At 51.4% G+C, this 16,892-nt stretch carries 20 protein-coding genes; 6 read left to right on the top strand and 14 right to left on the bottom strand.

Annotated features, from left to right (window positions below; translation table 11 throughout):
- The 3 genes from CJD38_RS17855 to CJD38_RS17845 all read left to right on the top strand — a co-directional run.
- On the top strand, positions 1-493 hold a 493-nt coding region (locus tag CJD38_RS17855), incomplete at its 5' end, for an RHS repeat domain-containing protein (protein ID WP_146166020.1).
- 9 nt (positions 494-502) lie between these two features.
- The gene (locus CJD38_RS17850; protein ID WP_107941770.1) at positions 503-1,012 is read left to right on the top strand and encodes a hypothetical protein; all 510 of its coding nucleotides are present in this window, start codon (positions 503-505) and stop codon (positions 1,010-1,012) included.
- A gap of 511 nt (positions 1,013-1,523) precedes the next feature.
- Positions 1,524-1,865 (top strand): hypothetical protein, encoded by a 342-nt coding sequence (locus CJD38_RS17845; protein ID WP_107941768.1) that lies wholly within the window; start codon positions 1,524-1,526, stop codon positions 1,863-1,865.
- A gap of 41 nt (positions 1,866-1,906) precedes the next feature.
- Here the strand turns inward: CJD38_RS17845 and CJD38_RS17840 are convergent, their stop codons facing one another.
- Positions 1,907-2,923 carry an AraC family transcriptional regulator gene (locus CJD38_RS17840; protein WP_161554289.1) on the bottom strand — a complete coding sequence of 339 codons (1,017 nt, stop codon included), beginning with the start codon at positions 2,921-2,923 and terminating at the stop codon, positions 1,907-1,909.
- A 135-nt stretch (positions 2,924-3,058) separates the two neighbouring features.
- On the opposite strand from CJD38_RS17840, the gene CJD38_RS17835 reads away from it, so the two are divergent.
- Positions 3,059-3,964 (top strand): esterase/lipase family protein, encoded by a 906-nt coding sequence (locus CJD38_RS17835; protein WP_107941763.1) that lies wholly within the window; start codon positions 3,059-3,061, stop codon positions 3,962-3,964.
- A 224-nt stretch (positions 3,965-4,188) separates the two neighbouring features.
- Here CJD38_RS17835 and CJD38_RS17830 read toward each other — a convergent pair whose 3' ends face one another.
- The 3 genes from CJD38_RS17830 to CJD38_RS17820 are packed head-to-tail and all read right to left on the bottom strand — an operon-like array spanning position 4,189 to position 6,957.
- Positions 4,189-5,244 carry a DUF748 domain-containing protein gene (locus CJD38_RS17830; protein WP_161554288.1) on the bottom strand — a complete coding sequence of 352 codons (1,056 nt, stop codon included), beginning with the start codon at positions 5,242-5,244 and terminating at the stop codon, positions 4,189-4,191.
- 58 nt (positions 5,245-5,302) lie between these two features.
- The gene (locus CJD38_RS17825) at positions 5,303-6,109 is read right to left on the bottom strand and encodes a transglutaminase-like domain-containing protein (protein WP_107941773.1); all 807 of its coding nucleotides are present in this window, start codon (positions 6,107-6,109) and stop codon (positions 5,303-5,305) included.
- 50 nt (positions 6,110-6,159) lie between these two features.
- Positions 6,160-6,957: an N-formylglutamate amidohydrolase gene (locus CJD38_RS17820; RefSeq protein ID WP_107941759.1), complete on the bottom strand. Its 798-nt coding sequence runs from the start codon at positions 6,955-6,957 to the stop codon at positions 6,160-6,162.
- A 368-nt stretch (positions 6,958-7,325) separates the two neighbouring features.
- Between CJD38_RS17820 and CJD38_RS17815 the strand changes: the two genes are divergently transcribed.
- Positions 7,326-8,984, top strand: a complete 1,659-nt coding sequence (locus CJD38_RS17815; protein WP_107941757.1) for an FMN-binding glutamate synthase family protein — start codon at positions 7,326-7,328, stop codon at positions 8,982-8,984.
- 246 nt (positions 8,985-9,230) lie between these two features.
- Here the strand turns inward: CJD38_RS17815 and CJD38_RS17810 are convergent, their stop codons facing one another.
- Entirely contained in the window at positions 9,231-9,386 is a 156-nt protein-coding gene (locus CJD38_RS17810) for a DUF3309 family protein (RefSeq protein ID WP_107941755.1), read from the bottom strand.
- Positions 9,387-9,695: 309 nt separating this feature from the next.
- On the opposite strand from CJD38_RS17810, the gene CJD38_RS17805 reads away from it, so the two are divergent.
- Entirely contained in the window at positions 9,696-10,469 is a 774-nt protein-coding gene (locus tag CJD38_RS17805; RefSeq protein ID WP_107941753.1) for a Crp/Fnr family transcriptional regulator, read from the top strand.
- Positions 10,470-10,502: 33 nt separating this feature from the next.
- Here CJD38_RS17805 and CJD38_RS17800 read toward each other — a convergent pair whose 3' ends face one another.
- From CJD38_RS17800 to CJD38_RS17760, 9 genes are all read right to left on the bottom strand, one after another.
- Positions 10,503-11,096 carry a hypothetical protein gene (locus CJD38_RS17800; RefSeq protein ID WP_146166019.1) on the bottom strand — a complete coding sequence of 198 codons (594 nt, stop codon included), beginning with the start codon at positions 11,094-11,096 and terminating at the stop codon, positions 10,503-10,505.
- Positions 11,097-11,276: 180 nt separating this feature from the next.
- Positions 11,277-11,711: a hypothetical protein gene (locus tag CJD38_RS17795; protein WP_107941749.1), complete on the bottom strand. Its 435-nt coding sequence runs from the start codon at positions 11,709-11,711 to the stop codon at positions 11,277-11,279.
- On the bottom strand, positions 11,675-12,211 hold the full coding sequence (locus CJD38_RS17790; protein WP_146166018.1) for a DUF2147 domain-containing protein: 537 nt from the start codon (positions 12,209-12,211) through the stop codon (positions 11,675-11,677). Before CJD38_RS17790 ends, CJD38_RS17795 begins: the two co-directional genes overlap by 37 nt.
- 4 nt (positions 12,212-12,215) lie before the next feature.
- Positions 12,216-13,472, bottom strand: a complete 1,257-nt coding sequence (locus CJD38_RS17785) for a tetratricopeptide repeat protein (protein WP_107941745.1) — start codon at positions 13,470-13,472, stop codon at positions 12,216-12,218.
- Positions 13,473-13,480: 8 nt separating this feature from the next.
- Positions 13,481-13,915, bottom strand: a complete 435-nt coding sequence (locus CJD38_RS17780; protein ID WP_107941743.1) for an ExbD/TolR family protein — start codon at positions 13,913-13,915, stop codon at positions 13,481-13,483.
- Positions 13,916-13,964: 49 nt separating this feature from the next.
- Positions 13,965-14,396: an ExbD/TolR family protein gene (locus CJD38_RS17775; RefSeq protein ID WP_107941740.1), complete on the bottom strand. Its 432-nt coding sequence runs from the start codon at positions 14,394-14,396 to the stop codon at positions 13,965-13,967.
- Between the two features lie 32 nt (positions 14,397-14,428).
- On the bottom strand, positions 14,429-15,331 hold the full coding sequence (locus CJD38_RS17770) for a MotA/TolQ/ExbB proton channel family protein (RefSeq protein WP_107941738.1): 903 nt from the start codon (positions 15,329-15,331) through the stop codon (positions 14,429-14,431).
- An 83-nt stretch (positions 15,332-15,414) separates the two neighbouring features.
- Positions 15,415-16,035, bottom strand: coding sequence for an energy transducer TonB (locus tag CJD38_RS18815; RefSeq protein ID WP_107941737.1), 621 nt, complete (start codon positions 16,033-16,035; stop codon positions 15,415-15,417).
- Positions 16,036-16,436: 401 nt separating this feature from the next.
- Positions 16,437-16,868 carry a DUF2147 domain-containing protein gene (locus tag CJD38_RS17760; protein ID WP_206363070.1) on the bottom strand — a complete coding sequence of 144 codons (432 nt, stop codon included), beginning with the start codon at positions 16,866-16,868 and terminating at the stop codon, positions 16,437-16,439.
- Positions 16,869-16,892: the final 24 nt, after the last annotated feature.

Genomic DNA, 16,892 nt, shown 5'->3' with positions numbered 1-16,892 from the left:
CTTCCAGAACGGCTTCCGTGATTACAGTCCGTTTATCGGACGCTATGTAGAATCAGATCCGATCGGGCTGAATGGAGGAAGCTGGTCTACCTATGGGTATGTAAATGGAAATCCGATTGGGAATATTGACCCGAATGGACTTCAAACTTTGGTTCTACCTCGACCAATCATAATTCCAATAGTTCGGCCCGCGCCGATAACGCAAACAATTGACCCAGCTCTTCCAATACCCAATACAGGCCAACCGCCGGATGACCCATTTAACCCAAAATGCATGGCGTTAGCAGCGAAAATCGTCAACTTGAAAAAAGATATTTACGATAAAAGAATTCCTGACTTGGAGGAAAATCCCGGAAATCTTCCTGAAAGAATCGGCCCGGGCGAAAAGTTAAGAGATACAGTCAGAGGACACAGAAAACTCTTAAATCGCCAGCTTCGGCGTCTACGAGAGCTTGAAGATCGCTATCAAAAAGAATGTTCTTCGAAGTGTTAAGGAGCAGGCATGGCAAATAATCTTCACAAGAATATTGACGCATACAGGACAGAACTTGAAAAGTGCGCTGGCAAGAAGTGTGAATCGATATTTCAAAAAATAGCGGATCAGTATGAAGATGATTTATTAGAGGTTGAAAATTTTCCTGATGAATATTTTACTTTCGTTCTTGAGCTGCTTTCTAATGAAAATTTCTACTCGAAAAAGGGACTTTGGAACTTTTTACTTGTGCTCGGAACCGAGCAAGGAAAACTACGCGTGCAGCACTATCAAGAATTGGCAAAATGTATTACGAATCACTATGGAAGATATCTTGATGAAGATCTTTGCTTAGCTGTTTGTGATTTTATTGCACGAAACTATTCCACTACAGATGCGCAAAGTCTGTTTGATAAGATGGCTCTGACAGAGAACAAAAAACCTGAAAAACTACGCGGATTTGTTAATGATGGCTTAAGAATTTTGCTAGCTGAAGATAGGCGAAATCGAAACAAGGAAATAGGGAGCCAAAGCAAATAGCCAGCTGAACCTCACGCTCCGCCCTAATTGCTCATTAGGGTCCAGTAGCCTTTTGGTGCGCCGCATTTGCAGCGCGCCGCCCTAGTGCCAACACCCGCGCCACGAGCACCATTCAATAATGCTCAGAACTGCAATTAACCTGCAGAAATCTCTGTTATTGGCGCATTCTAGAAGCTATATTCCCTGATATCTTCCGAGACACACAGCGGATTGGCTTTGTAAATCCTTATAAAAATAGTAGCTTAGGGGTATCTCCCCACTGAATTTATAGCCTTGTTTTTCGAAATTGCCTATAAATTACCCTGATAGCAGCGAACTAGTGGAGACGGTCTCGCTGAAGACTGCGTCCACCACCAATAAATAAAAGCCCAGCTCATGCTGGGCTTTTTTGTGGCTTAGAATTGAAGTAGAAGACCACGAAAGCGTCTTATCTTCATCCGCATACCTGCAAGCGCCGCCTACAAAAGGTTTGGCGTTACGATAAGAAAAGTACAAAACAAGGGAGAACCTTATGAATTGGAAACTCGCTCTAATAGCCATTGCTGTGTTTTGCAGCGCCTGCACAGACAACGCCGCAAACGGGAAAAAGGTTGTGGACAGTGGACTAAAGTCTCTCGAGGACAATTTGAGCCGCCAAGTTTTGGACCAGCCGGCCTTCAGGGAGGCATTGGAGGAAAACAAAGCCAAATGGATACGCGTGGCACCCGGAAACAAAACTCATTGCACGGAATTGACGCACAACGTTTTCGATGAAGGCTATATCCGCTGCATGAACGGATACGAAGCTGAGGTCGTGAAACAAAGCAACGGCAAGGTCCAAATTGTACAAATAGAAAGCCCAACAGTACGTTGAGGATGACTAGTGTGCAGCCATCCAACACCACTCCTTCCTGATCACGTCTGCTTCTTACGATAAGCGCCTGGTGATTCACCAAACCAGCGTTTGAATGCTGTCTGAAAAGTACTCTGCTCCGAATATCCCAGCAGAAACGTGATTTCCGACAGCGCAGCTTCTGGCATGCGCAGTAAACGTTGCGCTTGATCGCGTCGCACTTGATCGAGCAATTCACGATAGCTCAGGCCGCATTCTTCAAGACGGTACTGCAGCGTGCGTGGTGCCACGCCCAAGCTTTCGGCGATCTCTTCCATGTTGACGCGGCCGCTGCTTAGTCGCCGCAGCACTTGCACTCGAACTTCGCGCACTGCTTCTGGCTCGGTGCGCAGTTCCTGCATCTGCACATCCGCCTGTGCCAAGAGCAAGTGATACATATCGCTGTCAGAGTGAGTGATCGGCAGTTGCAAATATGTCGCCGGAAACACCAGCTTGGTCACTGCCTGCGAGAAACACGGAGGGCTACCGAAGATACGTTCGTAAACGCGTGTGTCGCCGGAATTCGAAAACGTAAAGTGTGCTTCGGTTTTCAGCTCCGGATAGCCGGTGTAGCGGCGCGCGAACATGGCCCAGCTCGCCATCGCAATCTGCATAAACAAAGGTGATGGCGCTTCGGTTAGTGGCAACCACTGTAGTTCGACCATATCGCCGTTCTGCACTAGACGACTCTCGTTGACTTCATCAACCAGACGCTCAAAACGTTCGACGATGCTGATGACATCGCCCATCGTCGGACAACTCATGGCGGCGAAGCCGACGAGTCCCCAATGTCGCGGGTTGATTGTCTCTGCCACTTTCAACGGCAAATCCGGATCGACAGTGAACTGCACTGCTTTTTCAAACATGTCTTGCCACTGCGTGATGGCGATGCGTCCACCTGAGCCGAGTGCAGCAAGTTGCGTCAGCACTGTCGCCGGATACACCGTCTCAAGAGTCACGCCTTGGGCTTGCAAGTATTCCAGCAGCGCCTGCACATAGCCCGCGCGTACGGTCCCGGCGCCAGTGGTGTAGTGAGCCAAATTCTCCTCCTGCGTCAATTCCAAATCGTCTTGCGGATTCTCGCAAGACGGGCCGAGCCACGCCCTTTACCGTACGCGCAGTGAGTGCAAGGTCTTATCACTATAACTGCCATCTAGTGCAAAACAGGAGAGTGTATGAATCACAATAAACAACGGGGCTTCGGCTTGCGTCATTTGCTGGGCGCTGCGATCACCGCGCTGGGCCTGCTGGGCACGATGCCGGCCAGCGCCGGCCCCTTCGATATCTCGCCTACGGGCGCAAACGACTGGAACTGCCGCCCGACTACGGCGCATCCGCGTCCTGTTGTACTGGTGCACGGCACGCTCGCGAACATGAGTTACAACATGACGACAATCTCGTCAGCGTTGAAGGACGATGGTTACTGCGTGTACGCACTCAACTACGGTGGCAATGGATTCACACCTATCACGCTGTATCAGGTGTATGGCCTCGCCCCGATGGAACAGTCGAGCGTGGAACTAGCGCAGTTCGTTGACCGGGTGCTGACATCCACTGGCGCGAGCAAGGTCGATATTATCGGCCACTCTCAAGGCGGCATGCTTCCGCGTCACTACACCAAGTTCAATGGCGGCGCGTCCAAGGTCAACCACATTATCGGCATCGCGCCGAGTAATCATGGCGGCGATCTTGCAGGCTTCAACAAGCTGTTGCAGGCAACCCCAGCAGCATTGTTGATCGGCAACGTGGCAGTAGGAACCTGGTGCCCCGCTTGCATGCAACAGAACGCTGGCACCGCATTTATGACCAACCTCAACGCTGGTGGCGACACCCTGCCGGGCATCACGTACACGGTCATTTCAACTAAGTACGATCAAGTGGTCACGCCCTACACTTCGCAAGCCCTTGTTGGGCCGAATGTCACCAACATCGTGGTGCAGAATCAATGCCCGTACAACACCTCGGAACACCTCAGCTTGGTCGCCGATGCGCTCACATTGCGTAATGTCCGCAACGCGCTTGATCCAGCTAACGCAGTGACTCCGACTTGCAATAACTTCGGCCCGTTCACCTATCCATAACTGTTGTTACGGTCATGCACCGAAGGCATTGCTGCCGTCGGCGCATTGATAGCTTGATGGACACCAATTTGATTCCCCTTCAACAAATAAAAGAAAGCCCGCAGCAGGGGAACTGCGGGCTTATCAAGGGAGCGAAGGTAAGGGGAACCTTCTAGAGATCAGGGGGAGGACCTCGTGAGACCTAATCTACAGATGCAATATGACTGTTAGCTGAACGCTGCTAACTAATCTTTTGCAGAATCAAATTGCGGTTTAAAGGCTCCGACAAAGGCGTTACGAAGAACGTTGAGAACAGCGCTCAATACATCAACACTCGGATCATCGATCTTTCCGGAAAACGGAACTTTAGATGCGAGTTGATTCTCGGCCTGATTGCGGAATAGGAAATTAACGACGTCGCCCATTGTGTTGGAGAAGAAGCGCAACGGCTGCAGTTTATGATCTGAAGCTGTTTCCCAATGTTCCAATTTCAACTCATGGAATAAAGGCTTCACATATCCCTCAATATTTCCCTTCTCTGCATTCGCCTCAATCACCAGATCAAGCGTCCCACCACTGGGATCTACCGGCGTATATGCGTGCATGAAGTTGCGAAGCGCTTTAACCGGGAAAGCGATCAACTTTAATTTAAGTTTGAAATCCGCTTCCTTTTTGAAGGGATTAAAAAACACATCCGTGAACAGATTCGAGCGATCCATCGCCTGTGCACTAAGCACCAGGTGCGATGGCCGATTGCTCGCAAGCTTGTCGCTATTCGCCAGATTAGTCAGTGTCGCCTGTGTTTTTGACAAATAAATATTTACTGGCGGATTGCTGAAATGATCGTAGTAATGAATTTCTCCATTAATAATTTCTAAGCGATCGATGCGAAACGGCGTGATTTCGCCGACGACATTCACCCAGTTAACACCAAAACCTGACTGTGCCTCTTTACCAGCGTGTGCCGCCGCGAAGTTTATTTTTGGATTGTGCGCAGCAATCTCAGCAACGATGAGTCCCTTGAACAATGAGCCCCAAAGAATGGCGACATCGACAGTTGTGGCCGTGAACAGTGGTTCATTGGTAGCACTGTTTAATTGCTCGAGCGTGATGTTCTGGAGCTGATAAGAACCCGCAAGCAACGAGACCGAGAGACCATCGACGTGGCCCCGATAATTCGGCAGGTTTTCCAAACGGTGATTGATGTAGGTCTTCATCGCAAGCGGAAGCACCACATATCCGCCAACGATCACCACCAAGGTGACCGTCAATATGACAAGCCATTTTTGTTTTTTAGTCACGATATGCTGCATCGGCGAACACCCTCTCACATCCAAAGCCTTGTCCAGATGATCAGGCTTATATCACTTCATCTGCCAGCACTTGGAAGCTTTCGAGCGTATGCGGTCCAAATGTGGTGGTGATCGCAACGTCAGCGGCATCCCGACCACGCGCGATCAGAACGCGACCAACACGACGCTGGTTATTGCGCGGATCAAACGAATGCCATCGATCGCCTAAATAGACTTCCATTGATCCGGCGAAGTCCATCGGAGCATCAACTTTTGGCACGCCGATGTCTCCCAGGTACGCAGTGCAGTAGCGCGCCGGGATATTCAGGCAGCGACATAAGGTGATGGCCAGATGCGCGTAATCGCGACACACGCCCTGCTTTTCATGGAAGGTTTCCCAAGCGGTCTTCGTCAACCGCGCGTATTGGTAGCCAAAGGTAATGTGCTGATGAACGAAATCGCAGACTGCTTGCACACGCGCCCAGCCCAAAGGAGTAGGCCCGAATAGTTTCCATGCGATATCCGTAAATAGATCCGTCTCGCAATACCGACTAGCCAGCAAATAAACCAAAGTGTCTTCAGGCAATTCTTCGACGGGATGCTGCACCGCATCGAACACGATAGGCTCGGCGATGCCTTGATCTTCGATCAAAGTGTCCGTGCTAATACGAATGAGCCCAGCTGGTGCGACGATACGACTGCACCAATTGCCGTAGCCATCACAGTACATCGTGATGGGAACAACAGGATCCGTCTGGAGAAGATTGGGTCGTATCAAATCCGCAGCGCGAGAATGATGCACTTGCATGTTAAGGATCATCGGCGTCGGTTGTGGACACTTATAAATAAGTTCGCAACCCAAGTGAATTTGCATGTTCGTCTCCGATAAGTAATGCATCAATTCCGGAGCGACCGGCATTAACGTTATAAAAGTTTCAGTGGCTCTACTAAAGTCTTCAGCAGACGAGTCAGGCGGAGCGCCCACGCCTCTTGTCCAATTTCATCAGCGATCAAGTCCTGACGAATTTCAATTTCAACGTGCGGAATTTTGCGTCGCTCGCCGTACTCTGGAACCGTGTAGTCGGTCTCGTCGCTAACTGAGTAGGGTTCGTTTTCACCCACAACTAAATCTTCTTCTGCACGCAATGCTGCGCTCAACAAATGGGCTAGTCGCGCATCGCGGTTATAGAGAACGCCGACGTGCCACGGCCGCTTTTGGTCGAGATACACCGGAGTGAAGCTGTGCACAGCGATAAGCACCATCGCTTGACCACGACTTTCTCGGGAATCGAGTTCTTCTCGAATGCGACGGTGATAAGGCGTGAAGATTTCATCTCGCCTCTTCTGCGCGTCGTTTTTAGAAATATGCTGGTTGCCCGGGATTAAAGTGCGCTCACTGATCTTCGCTATTGAGTCAGGACTGTTAAGCGGACGGTTGCAATCAATCACCAAGCGGGAATACGGCTGAAGAATGACCGTGGCATCGAGTTTGTCCGCGAGCTTTAGCGCTAGTGCAGCTGCGCCAATGTCCCAGCCGATATGTCGCTGCACTTCCGCTTCTGGAAGGCCTAATGAATCCAACTTTTCAGGTATTCGCGTCCCGGCGTGATCACAGATCAAGAAATATGCGGATTGACCTGCGGCATTCTCGACCCTGATGGGTTGAGGCTCATGAGCACCCAACAAGGGCTCGTTTGCGGAGTCATCCGTTCGCAAGGTCATCTTCCATTCGTACAACGCTTTCAGAAACGCGGAGTATTCGAGGTAGATCCGCGATTGTAAAAATAACGTAGGCGAACGCGAGGGTCTGTGCGGTATCAAACATTGAGATAAGAGTCTTAGATATCGCTGTGGTCACACGATCCTAACACCGTTCAGTTACTAGTCAGGTTGAATCTGTAGATTGGGTGTCACGAGATTCACTCCCTGATCTCCAGAAAGTTCCCCCGACTTTCGCTCCTTGATAAGCCCGCAGCGTTCCCCCGCTGCGGGCTTTCTTTTTTATTAGCGTAATGTTGGTATCGTTGTAACTTGTGCGATACCAAGAAATATTCCACCGATAACATTCGGATCGGAAGTCGGAGTCTGCAATGAATTTTTTATCAAACTCTTTCGCTGCACGCTTCTCAACGCTGCTGATCTGCTCTGTAATATTTGTAGCATCTAGCGTGGTTGCGGTAGTACACAACCTCCAATGGGCTTGGCTAGCCACGATGACCGGCGCACTGACACTACTGGGCGTACGGGACCTCATACAAGTTCACCATTCGATTCTGCGTAACTATCCGATCATTGGGCATCTGCGCTTCATGATTGAATCGGTCCGTCCAGAGATACGTCAATATTTGCTTGACGATAAAAATGATGCAGAACCGTTCTCTCGCGCTCAGCGTTCGCTGGTCTATCAACGTGCAAAGCGAGAAGAAGATAGACAGCCTTTCGGCACCGAACACAATGTTTATGGCGATGGTTACGAATGGATCAATCATTCCATGCGGCCAGCGCATATTAAGGACAATGACTTTCGCATTAGCGTAGGCGGTGAGCGCTGTAGTCAGCCGTATTCCATTTCGCTGATGAATATATCTGGAATGAGTTTTGGCGCCTTGTCGGCCAACGCAATTCTTGCCTTGAATCGCGGCGCTAAGATCGGCAACTTTGCACATGACACTGGCGAGGGCTCAATCAGTCGCTATCACCGCACTCAGGGGGATGAACCGGGAGGCGATCTGATCTGGCAAGTCGGCAGTGGCTACTTCGGCTGCCGCGATGACAATGGAAACTTTGATGCCGTGCGCTTTGAGGCTCAAGCACGCTCCCCGCAAGTGAAGATGATTGAGATCAAACTTTCGCAAGGCGCCAAACCCGGCCATGGCGGAATACTGCCTGGAGCAAAAGTCACCGCCGAGATCGCGGAAGCACGCGGCGTTGTCCAAGGCATGGATTGCGTCTCTCCAGCGCAGCACACCGCTTTTTCCACGCCAACTGAATTTCTACAGTTCCTGGATCAACTACGCACCCTCTCTGGCGGCAAACCCACTGGTTTCAAATTCGCGTTAGGTCATCCTTGGGAATTCTTCGGTATCTGCAAAGCAATGCTGGAAACAAATGTATTGCCAGATTTCATCGTCGTTGATGGTGGCGAAGGCGGCACTGGTGCGGCACCTCTGGAGTTTCTCGACCACATCGGCACACCACTGCAGGAAGCACTCTTATTAGTGCACAACACGTTGGTCGGCCTGAATCTGCGAGACCGTATTCGCATTGGTTGCAGCGGAAAGATCATCTCCGGCTTCGATATGGCGCGAATGTTGGCCTTCGGTGCGGACTGGTGCAACGTCGCACGCGGCTTTATGTTTGCATTGGGATGCATCCAATCGCAGTCCTGCCATACCGACCGCTGCCCCACCGGCGTCACCACACAAAATAAAAGCCGTCAGCGTGCGCTTGTTGTGCCAGACAAGGCCGAACGTGTCGCTAATTTTCATAACAGAACGCTGCGTGCACTCGGTGAACTCATCAGTGCAGCAGGCTTGCAACATCCTTGCGATCTGAAGCCGCACCACATCGTACGGCGCGTTTCTGGAAGCGAGGTGCGGCTCGTCTCTGACCTTTATAAATTTGTAGCGCCCGGAGAACTGTTGGAGAACCCCACGGCACACAGCGTCTACAATTTATATTGGCCGATGGCCTCGGCTAAGAGTTTTGATCCTCAGAAGCTAGCGAGTGCGGAGCCTACGCAGAGTTGACTTAAGCACTGATACGATTTTCTTTCCAGTTATCAGCTCGACCACCGCCTGACTAACCTCTCGCTCTCTATGCTGAGAGCGGATGGCCGGTTGTTTGATCCTTGCGCGATTCTCGTCAGAACCACGAATTTTCTTGGCCGACGACCCTACTCTGGATTTTCTCGTTTTTGCATTGACTTTATTTTTGTCTTTCACAATAACCTCCTTACTACACATCATTAATTGCGACGCGTTGTTCGCTCGATGTTAGATATGGCCCGTGAATAACAAGATCAACACAATGACCAAAACAAGGCCGAGTCCACCACTGGGGTAATAGCCCCATTCGCGGCTATGAGGCCACGCTGGCAAAGCGCCGACCAGAAACAGTATTAAGACAACTAATAAAACAGTGCTAAGCATGGCTTGATCTCCTAAGAAGAATCATCTGCAAAGCAAGCGGGCAGTCAGACACATGTCGTAAATGCAGCGATCAGCATTTCTTTGCAGGCAATCCAGTGTTTTGATTCTCCCAGTCACGCTTGGCGACGTCCGCTTGTTGTCGCACATAGCGCGCCATGCACTGAATCACCTGCGGAACTGTCCGCCTGTTTGCGTTGAGGCGCGAAGACATGCGTCTGTGCGATACCGTACAGATTCCGCGCGCTCTAGAAAGTACGTTGGAGCGACTGAGCGCGGAGGATCTCCAACGCTCCATTCGAGAGCGCACCATTGTCCGACAAACCGCAGCCCCAGCAGAATCATCTTCTGGCAGCCTTGTCGCCCGAGGTGCAAAGCCGCTTATTCCCACATCTGGAACTTGTAACGCTGCCGCTGCGCGGACTCTTGTATGAATCCGGAAGCACGATGCGCCACGTTTACTTTCCAACGGACTCTATTGTGTCTTTGCAGTACGTGATGGAAAACGGAGCGTCGACTGCGATTCTGGTGGTCGGCAACGAGGGCTTGCTCGGGATTACGCTCTTTATGGGCGGTGAGAGCACACCCAGCCGCTCGCTCGTACAAAGCGCGGGTTATGCCTATCGCCTTCCAAGAGCCAAGGTGAAGGAAGAGTTTAATCGTCACGGTCAGCTGCTACTGCTGATGCTGCGTTATACGCAGGCCCTCATCACGCAAATTGCACAGACTGCAGTGTGCAACCGTCAACACACGATCGACCAACAGCTCTGTCGCTGGCTGTTGCTTTCTATTGACCGCCTGTCGCGCCATCACTTAACCATGACGCAGGAATTCATTGGCAACATGCTCGGAGTTCGCCGTGAGAGCGTCACAGATGCCGCAAGGAAACTCCAACAATTGGGCGCGATTACTTATGCACGCGGACTGATCAAGGTGCTTGACCGATCAAAACTCGAAAGCCTGAGTTGCGAGTGCTACGGAGTAGTCAAAAAGGAAACGGATCTACTGCTGAATTACATGCCTCAGCGCCAAGTGATCACGAATACCGAGTCCATTCCGACGGTGACACTTCCGACGCCGCAGTAGCGCTCACCGACCTTTAAAGCGGAGACGTCTCGCTTATTTGCGTTCTCGGCCGCTCGCGGAAGATCGAGCGCTTTCTAGTTTTTGCTCTATCGATGTCAACGCTTTTATTTGCGCTCTAACATCTGCCAGTTGTTCATTTAAATCTCTCGTATCGTTGGAAAGCGCTTTTACTTTGCCTTCCAAATCGTACGTATGCTTTGCTATGTCCACTCGCGCTCTCAAATACATGCGAACCACTTGGGGAAGCGAGCCTGTATTGGACTGAAGTTCTTCGATCAGTTTCTGTGCTTTGATCAGATCAGCGCGCGTATGCCCTGGCGTAGTTAACGCCAATGCCAAGCGCATTTTATTTTTCTCTGATGGTTCCACATCGTATTGATGCTGAAGGTTCGCGTTCAATGTTTTCTGCGATGCAGCATCTGCTGCAAGAATCTGTTCTCTCAACATCAACAGATCCTCAAGCTGAGCAATTGTCGCGTGATCGTCGGAAATCGACAACGATAGCTCTTCGGTGAGCAAAACAGGCTTGGCTATTGGCACTTCTGCTGTCGGCCCGCAGCTTGTTAGGCCAAGACAAAGCAATGTAACAAATGGCAGTAAAACCAGACTGGATTGCGGTGCTTTCACGAGAGCTTCCCGATGGAGTTGTTGTTGCTTAGTACGGGAGGCACAAGAAAACCGACTCGCCGTAGCTAAAACGTATCTCGATCAGGATTAGTGCAATAAATGCAGAGAAGGCTGAGAAAGCCCCTACACCTTAACACTTGTGGATGCGGCGCTTCGCAATACTTTTGATGGCGAAAGCCATCATCGCACAGACTTACGCTGCATCTCGATGGCTTTATTACGCATGCCACTCACCGATGCTGCGAGTCGCTTGCGTAGATCTCCAAACATCCTTCCGTTGGCGAGAGAAACTCTGAGCAAATAGATCTCGCTCACGAATAGTCCTGATGCTCCGCGCGAGATCGTGATCAGTTCTTCGATGTCTGTTCTTCCAGAGGCGGTCCACTTCTCGTAAGAACTACTATTGAGAAGCTGAGTCCAGCGCTCCCAAGAGCGCTTGCAGTTATTGTCTAGCTCTTGAAGATCGCCGCTGCTGATTTGTCCGTCTGTTTCCGTAGCAGACAGCACCTCGACGAATAGAACGGCTAGCGCTTCGAGTTCTGCGCCGAGACGATACGCGGTGCCGAATTGGCTAGGCGTTAAACCGGCCAATGACTGGAACGCAGTCGCGTCCATGTTTGCGTGGCTACAGCGGTAGACTTTCCACGGTAGGTTTCAATCTGCAAAGATTTTCCATCATCGCTGAGCCGCGCTTTGCATTGATAGGTTCTGCCTTCGCCGTGGCAGTAGATGTAAGCGCCAGACCATTCCAGATAGTGCGCAGAGCGCAAGCCGGCAATAATTCTCATACCTTCCAGCGGACGCGATCGCAATAAAGGATCAGGATGGAAGACATCCGTTTTATTTTTCCCGATCACGGCTGGCGGAACGATGTCAGCCAATCCCTCGTCGCCATTAAAGATCGGGTGTGCAAGTTTCACGATGCGGCCGTCGTAGACGTCAGCGTTCTGATAAATCGCGATGATTGCGTCGTCGTGATTATTGGAATGCTTAAGCCAATATCCCGTGATGTCTTCTTCGATTTCTGACACGAGCCCCTGCATTGCAGCCATCTTCAGTGCAATAGGGACTCGTGCCATCGTCGACAGAAACGCCATGGTGAGCCTTGGGGTCACTCGTTTATTCCGTAGCTTGTCGGCTAAGAATCACCAACAAAGCAGCGAGTTCTCTGCTGCCATTGGTCGCTTGTACATTGCGCAGCGTTTTCTGTGCGTCCGCCATGCGGCCAGCGACCAACTGTGCATAGCCTAAATGCAGGATCGCGCCGCCAGGGTCTTTTAGATTCCCCTTTGCAACACCTTGCTGCATGAGCGGAATGCCTTTCTCGTACTGACCGTATCCAACATAGTTCAAGCCGGTGACGATCAATCCATCGCCATTAGCGAGCTTCGCCGCTTGGCGTTCGCCATCGGCCAACGTCGCTTTGTCCGCAGCAACTTTTCTTTCGACCAAGGCCTTGAGTCTGTTCTGTCGCTCAATTTCGGCAGCAGGGCCTTTCCCTAATAAGCCACGGTCGTAACCTTGCTTGAGAAAGCCAGCAGCCTCACCAGGAAAACCATCTTGCAGCGCGAGCTGTGCGGCTTCCATAAAGTCGCTGGCGCCGTCCAAGGTTCCGGTTAGTTTGCGAATGCGGTAGACATCAAGGTTGAGACGATTAGAGAAACCGGGCTGACTGCCAGTGCGCAAAATCAAATCCAACCAATAACTCTTCTTCGGATAGAAAGTCACCATGCGACGCAACGCAGCGAGATAATCTGCTTGAGCATTTCGCTTCAATGCACAGCTAGCTAAAAGTTGTAGCTGTTGCTCCGTTGGACTTTTACCGGCGCGCTCAAGGTCATCAATCATGGCGTTGAGTTCTTTCTCAGCTTCGGCATATCGCTGAGAAACATAAAGTGCCTGCGGCAAAAGCTCTAAAGTTGCAGCACTGGTGCCACCACCCGCGCGATACCGCTGCAGATAATCAATCGCCTGCGGATATTGCTTTGCGGAGTAGCTCAGTCGCACCAATGCATCAAGCAGGGGCAGCTTCTCTTCTGGCGGAAGCAGTGGTGACTCAAGCACTGCATTAAACGATTTGATCGCCGTTGCTGCATCACCTACACCCGCTGCGGCGCTGCCACGCAGTCGACGCAGAATGTAGGTCTCATATGGCGATGGATCACTGACCTTGGATTCGGCTTCATCAAGCTTGGCGAGCGCTTCTTTGTAGCGCTTTGCTTGAACTGCGTCTTGCACAGCTTTGAGCGGATCTTCCAATTGAGACCGCATCGAATTTTTTTCAGCAGCAACCGCTATTGATGGAGCACCAACAGCAAGCAGCGCCGACACGATGACGGCTCGCGCGAGGCCAGATAGGATATTTTTATTTTTCATTGCTGCTCCTATTGGTGCATAAACTGTTCGTTTCCAACCAGTCCTATTTGCTTGATGCCAAGCCTTTGTGATGCCGCCATGACGGCTGCGACGTATTTGTATTCAACGAGTTTGTTGGGACGGATATGCAGCTCTGGCTGAATCGGCTGTTGCGCTTCAATTCTCAAATGATCTTCGAGCGATTTACGATTCGGCAGAACGTTTCCGTTCCAGATATACGTGCCATCAAAATCCACTTCCAGAATTACAACCGGCGGCGGCGCTGGCGGCACTGCCGTGGTGGGTTGCGGCATGTCGAGCTTCACGGCGTGCGTTTGCACAGGAATCGTGATGATCAGCATGATGAGCAGCACCAACATCACGTCGATCAACGGCGTGGTGTTGATATCAACAACAACTTCCGGATCACCGGAACCATTGCCTTGACCAATGTTCATGCCCATGAGAGCTCTCCTTGCCGATATTTTTTTAAACTTTTTGGATTGAACATTTCTATCCTTTCGGCGGTGGTTCGGTGATGAATGCCACCTTGACGATGCCTGCACGCTGACAGGTCACCACCACTTCACCCACTGACTCATAACGCACGCGCTCATCGCCGCGAATATGTACTTCAGGCTGCGGTTCTTTCACGGCTTCCACTTTCATTTTTTCGAGCAGCAATTGCAGGTCAGGCACGCGGCGATCATTCCAGTAAATACCGCCATCTCGATCGACTGAAATGGTGATGTTCTCTGGCTTGGTTTGCGTGGGCTGATTCTTTTCTTGCGGCAAGGTCACAGGCGCCGTTGGCGTCACAACCGGAATCGTGATCAGGAAGATGATTAACAGCACCAACATGATGTCGACGAGCGGGGTCGTGTTGATCGACGCGTTGAGTTCGTCGTCGCCATCACTAGTGCCGGGGCCTATTTGCATGGACATAACAGACGCTCCTTAGCTCAGCTCCAGAACAATCATGCGCCGCGGCGGCTTGCCGCCTCGCCTACACGTGCGCCTGAAATCAATACCGAATGTAGATCGCCACCAAATGCACGAACCTTGTCCATCGCCGCTTTGTTACGACGCACCAACCAGTTGTAGCCCATGACCGCAGGCACAGCGACCGCCAAACCCATGGCTGTCATGATCAGTGCTTCACCCACCGGACCTGCCACTTTGTCGATGGACGCCTGGCCTGAAATACCGATGGCCGTCAGTGCGTGATAAATGCCCCACACCGTGCCGAACAAACCCACGAACGGCGCGGTTGAACCCACGGTTGCAAGAACCGCCAAGCCTTTCTGCAATTCGCTTTGGATTTCATCAACAGCGCGATTCACTGTCATCGTCACCCACGTTGAGAGATCAACCTGCTCAACCATCGTGCCTTCGTGATGCTCGTTAGCGCTCATGCCACGTTCAGCGATATACCAGAACGGGCTACCGGCTTTAAGTGTTTCAAGACCTGCGGCAACCGAGCGTGATTTCCAGAACGTTGCGTTCGCGCTCTTAGCCTGAATCATGATCTTGCGCTGGTCATAGAGCTTGGCAAACATGATGTACCAGGTTGCTGCAGACATGATCAGCATTAAGAAGAGTACGCCGCGTGCGATGAAATCGCCGCCACTCCAAAGCGCTTGAATGCCATAAGGGTTGGCCACCTGCTCGACCGCTACAGCCGGTGCGCCAGCCGAAGCAGCGGCAGCAGCGTCTGCTGCAATAACATCAGCTGCAACAGGTTCGGCAGCAACGGCCGCTGGCGTGGCATCCGCCGCAAATGCTGCTTGCGGTGCGAGTGCAACTACAGAAACAAATGCCAATGCAGCAAGCGTTAAACGCCACGCGGGGACTGCAACAACTTCAAATGAAAACTTCATCTCTCTCTCCTCTTAAATTCATTTACTTATGGTCAGGCTGTGCGACAGTTAGTACGCCTCACCTTCTGTGGTTACGACTGCAATCAATTTGGAATGCGCCAGGTGTATTTGAGTTCTGCCCATGATTCTTCCTCGACTCCATTTAAAGTCCCGGGTGTGAATCGGCAGCGACTCAGTGCTGAACGAGCTGCTTCATCCAAACGTGGATGTCCGCTGCTGTCTCTAACCTTGCTTTCCTTGACGCGACCTTTGATGTCGATCAAGAACTGAAGCGTGACGGTTCCCTTTTCGCCAAGTCGCAATGACAGCGACGGATACTCTGGCTCTGGGCAATTACGCTTTGCATTGATCACAGGCGGCACATGCTGCGGCGCCGGAACTGGCGGCACGGTTGTTACCGGTGTCGGCTCTGGCGAAACTGCTGCGATCGCGTTTTGTGGCGGAGGTGCTGCCACTCTGATTTCCGGCAACGGCACAAATGCCGCAGGTGGCGGCGTTAGCATTGGCGGAGGTGGTGGCGGAGGTGGTGGCTCCTCGTGATGCTCTTCTTCAACGATCTTTGTTTCAATTGGTGGCGGCAGTACTTCCACCGTTTTGCGGGACAAGCCCACCACCAAGGCATACAGCAGGATCGCGTGCAGCAGCACAACAAAACCAATGTTGAGCACCCTGCGCTTCTGGTCCGGTCGCTGACCAAACTCCATCTGTTCTCTCCTAGCCGCAAGAATTGCAGTCGTTTAATTAGCGGGCTGAATATTTCGCACGCCTTATATTTACTAATGAAGTGACTCGTACCGCTTCATGCATTTGCTGGAGGGGCTTTTCCTACAAGCGCATCGCCAGCAACAACAATCTTCTTTACTCGTACCGCTTTATTCACATCGTTAAAAAAAATGGGCATCGCGGGAGTTCACGTGCCCAAAGTCAGGTCAAACCAGCTGAACGAGAAAATGGCTGTACTCTCGTTCTTCGGCACGTCATCCGATCTGGTCTGTCCTGTCGCTCGGACCGCCCGTTTTCACGGGCATCTATCTATAAGACGCAGGGCAAAGCAAAAACCGCATTGCCGCTGCAAAATTTTTTTGTAAAGAATGGCAAGAGCCTTTCAACGGTCCCCGCCACCCGAAGCACGCGCACTCATTTCGGTAGATCGCGTCCATCTTTGGGTCATACCGAACAGTGGAACCCCAAGATATCCGTGGAGATCCAGCGTGTTGGCGTCGATGATGGTTAAACGAACCGAGTAGGTGTTGCCGTCGTCAGGGTTGTAGATCGTGCCGCCCTGCCAGTGTCCTTGGCCGTTAAAAGTCAGGCCTTTGATGATGTCCTGGCCTAACAACGTCTTTTTGCGTTTCTCAGAAACAGGATTCTTTACATCGTTCTTGACCACGCCGTCCGTAGAACCAGCGACCCGCCCTTGATAGACATCGCCTGCACGGTAGATTTCGACGTAACCACGCTTATCTGCATCAAGCCAAACCCCTACAACCGCATCGGCAGCCGGCGCGCTATACGCCGGTGCCGATACGAACAACATGCAGATCAAAACAAGAAAGCATTG

Origin of the sequence: Stenotrophobium rhamnosiphilum (assembly GCF_003052265.1) — a bacterium.
Taxonomy (GTDB): domain Bacteria; phylum Pseudomonadota; class Gammaproteobacteria; order Nevskiales; family Nevskiaceae; genus Stenotrophobium; species Stenotrophobium rhamnosiphilum.
Note: the sequence above shows the minus strand (reverse complement) of the source record. Positions and strands in the feature narration are given on the sequence as shown.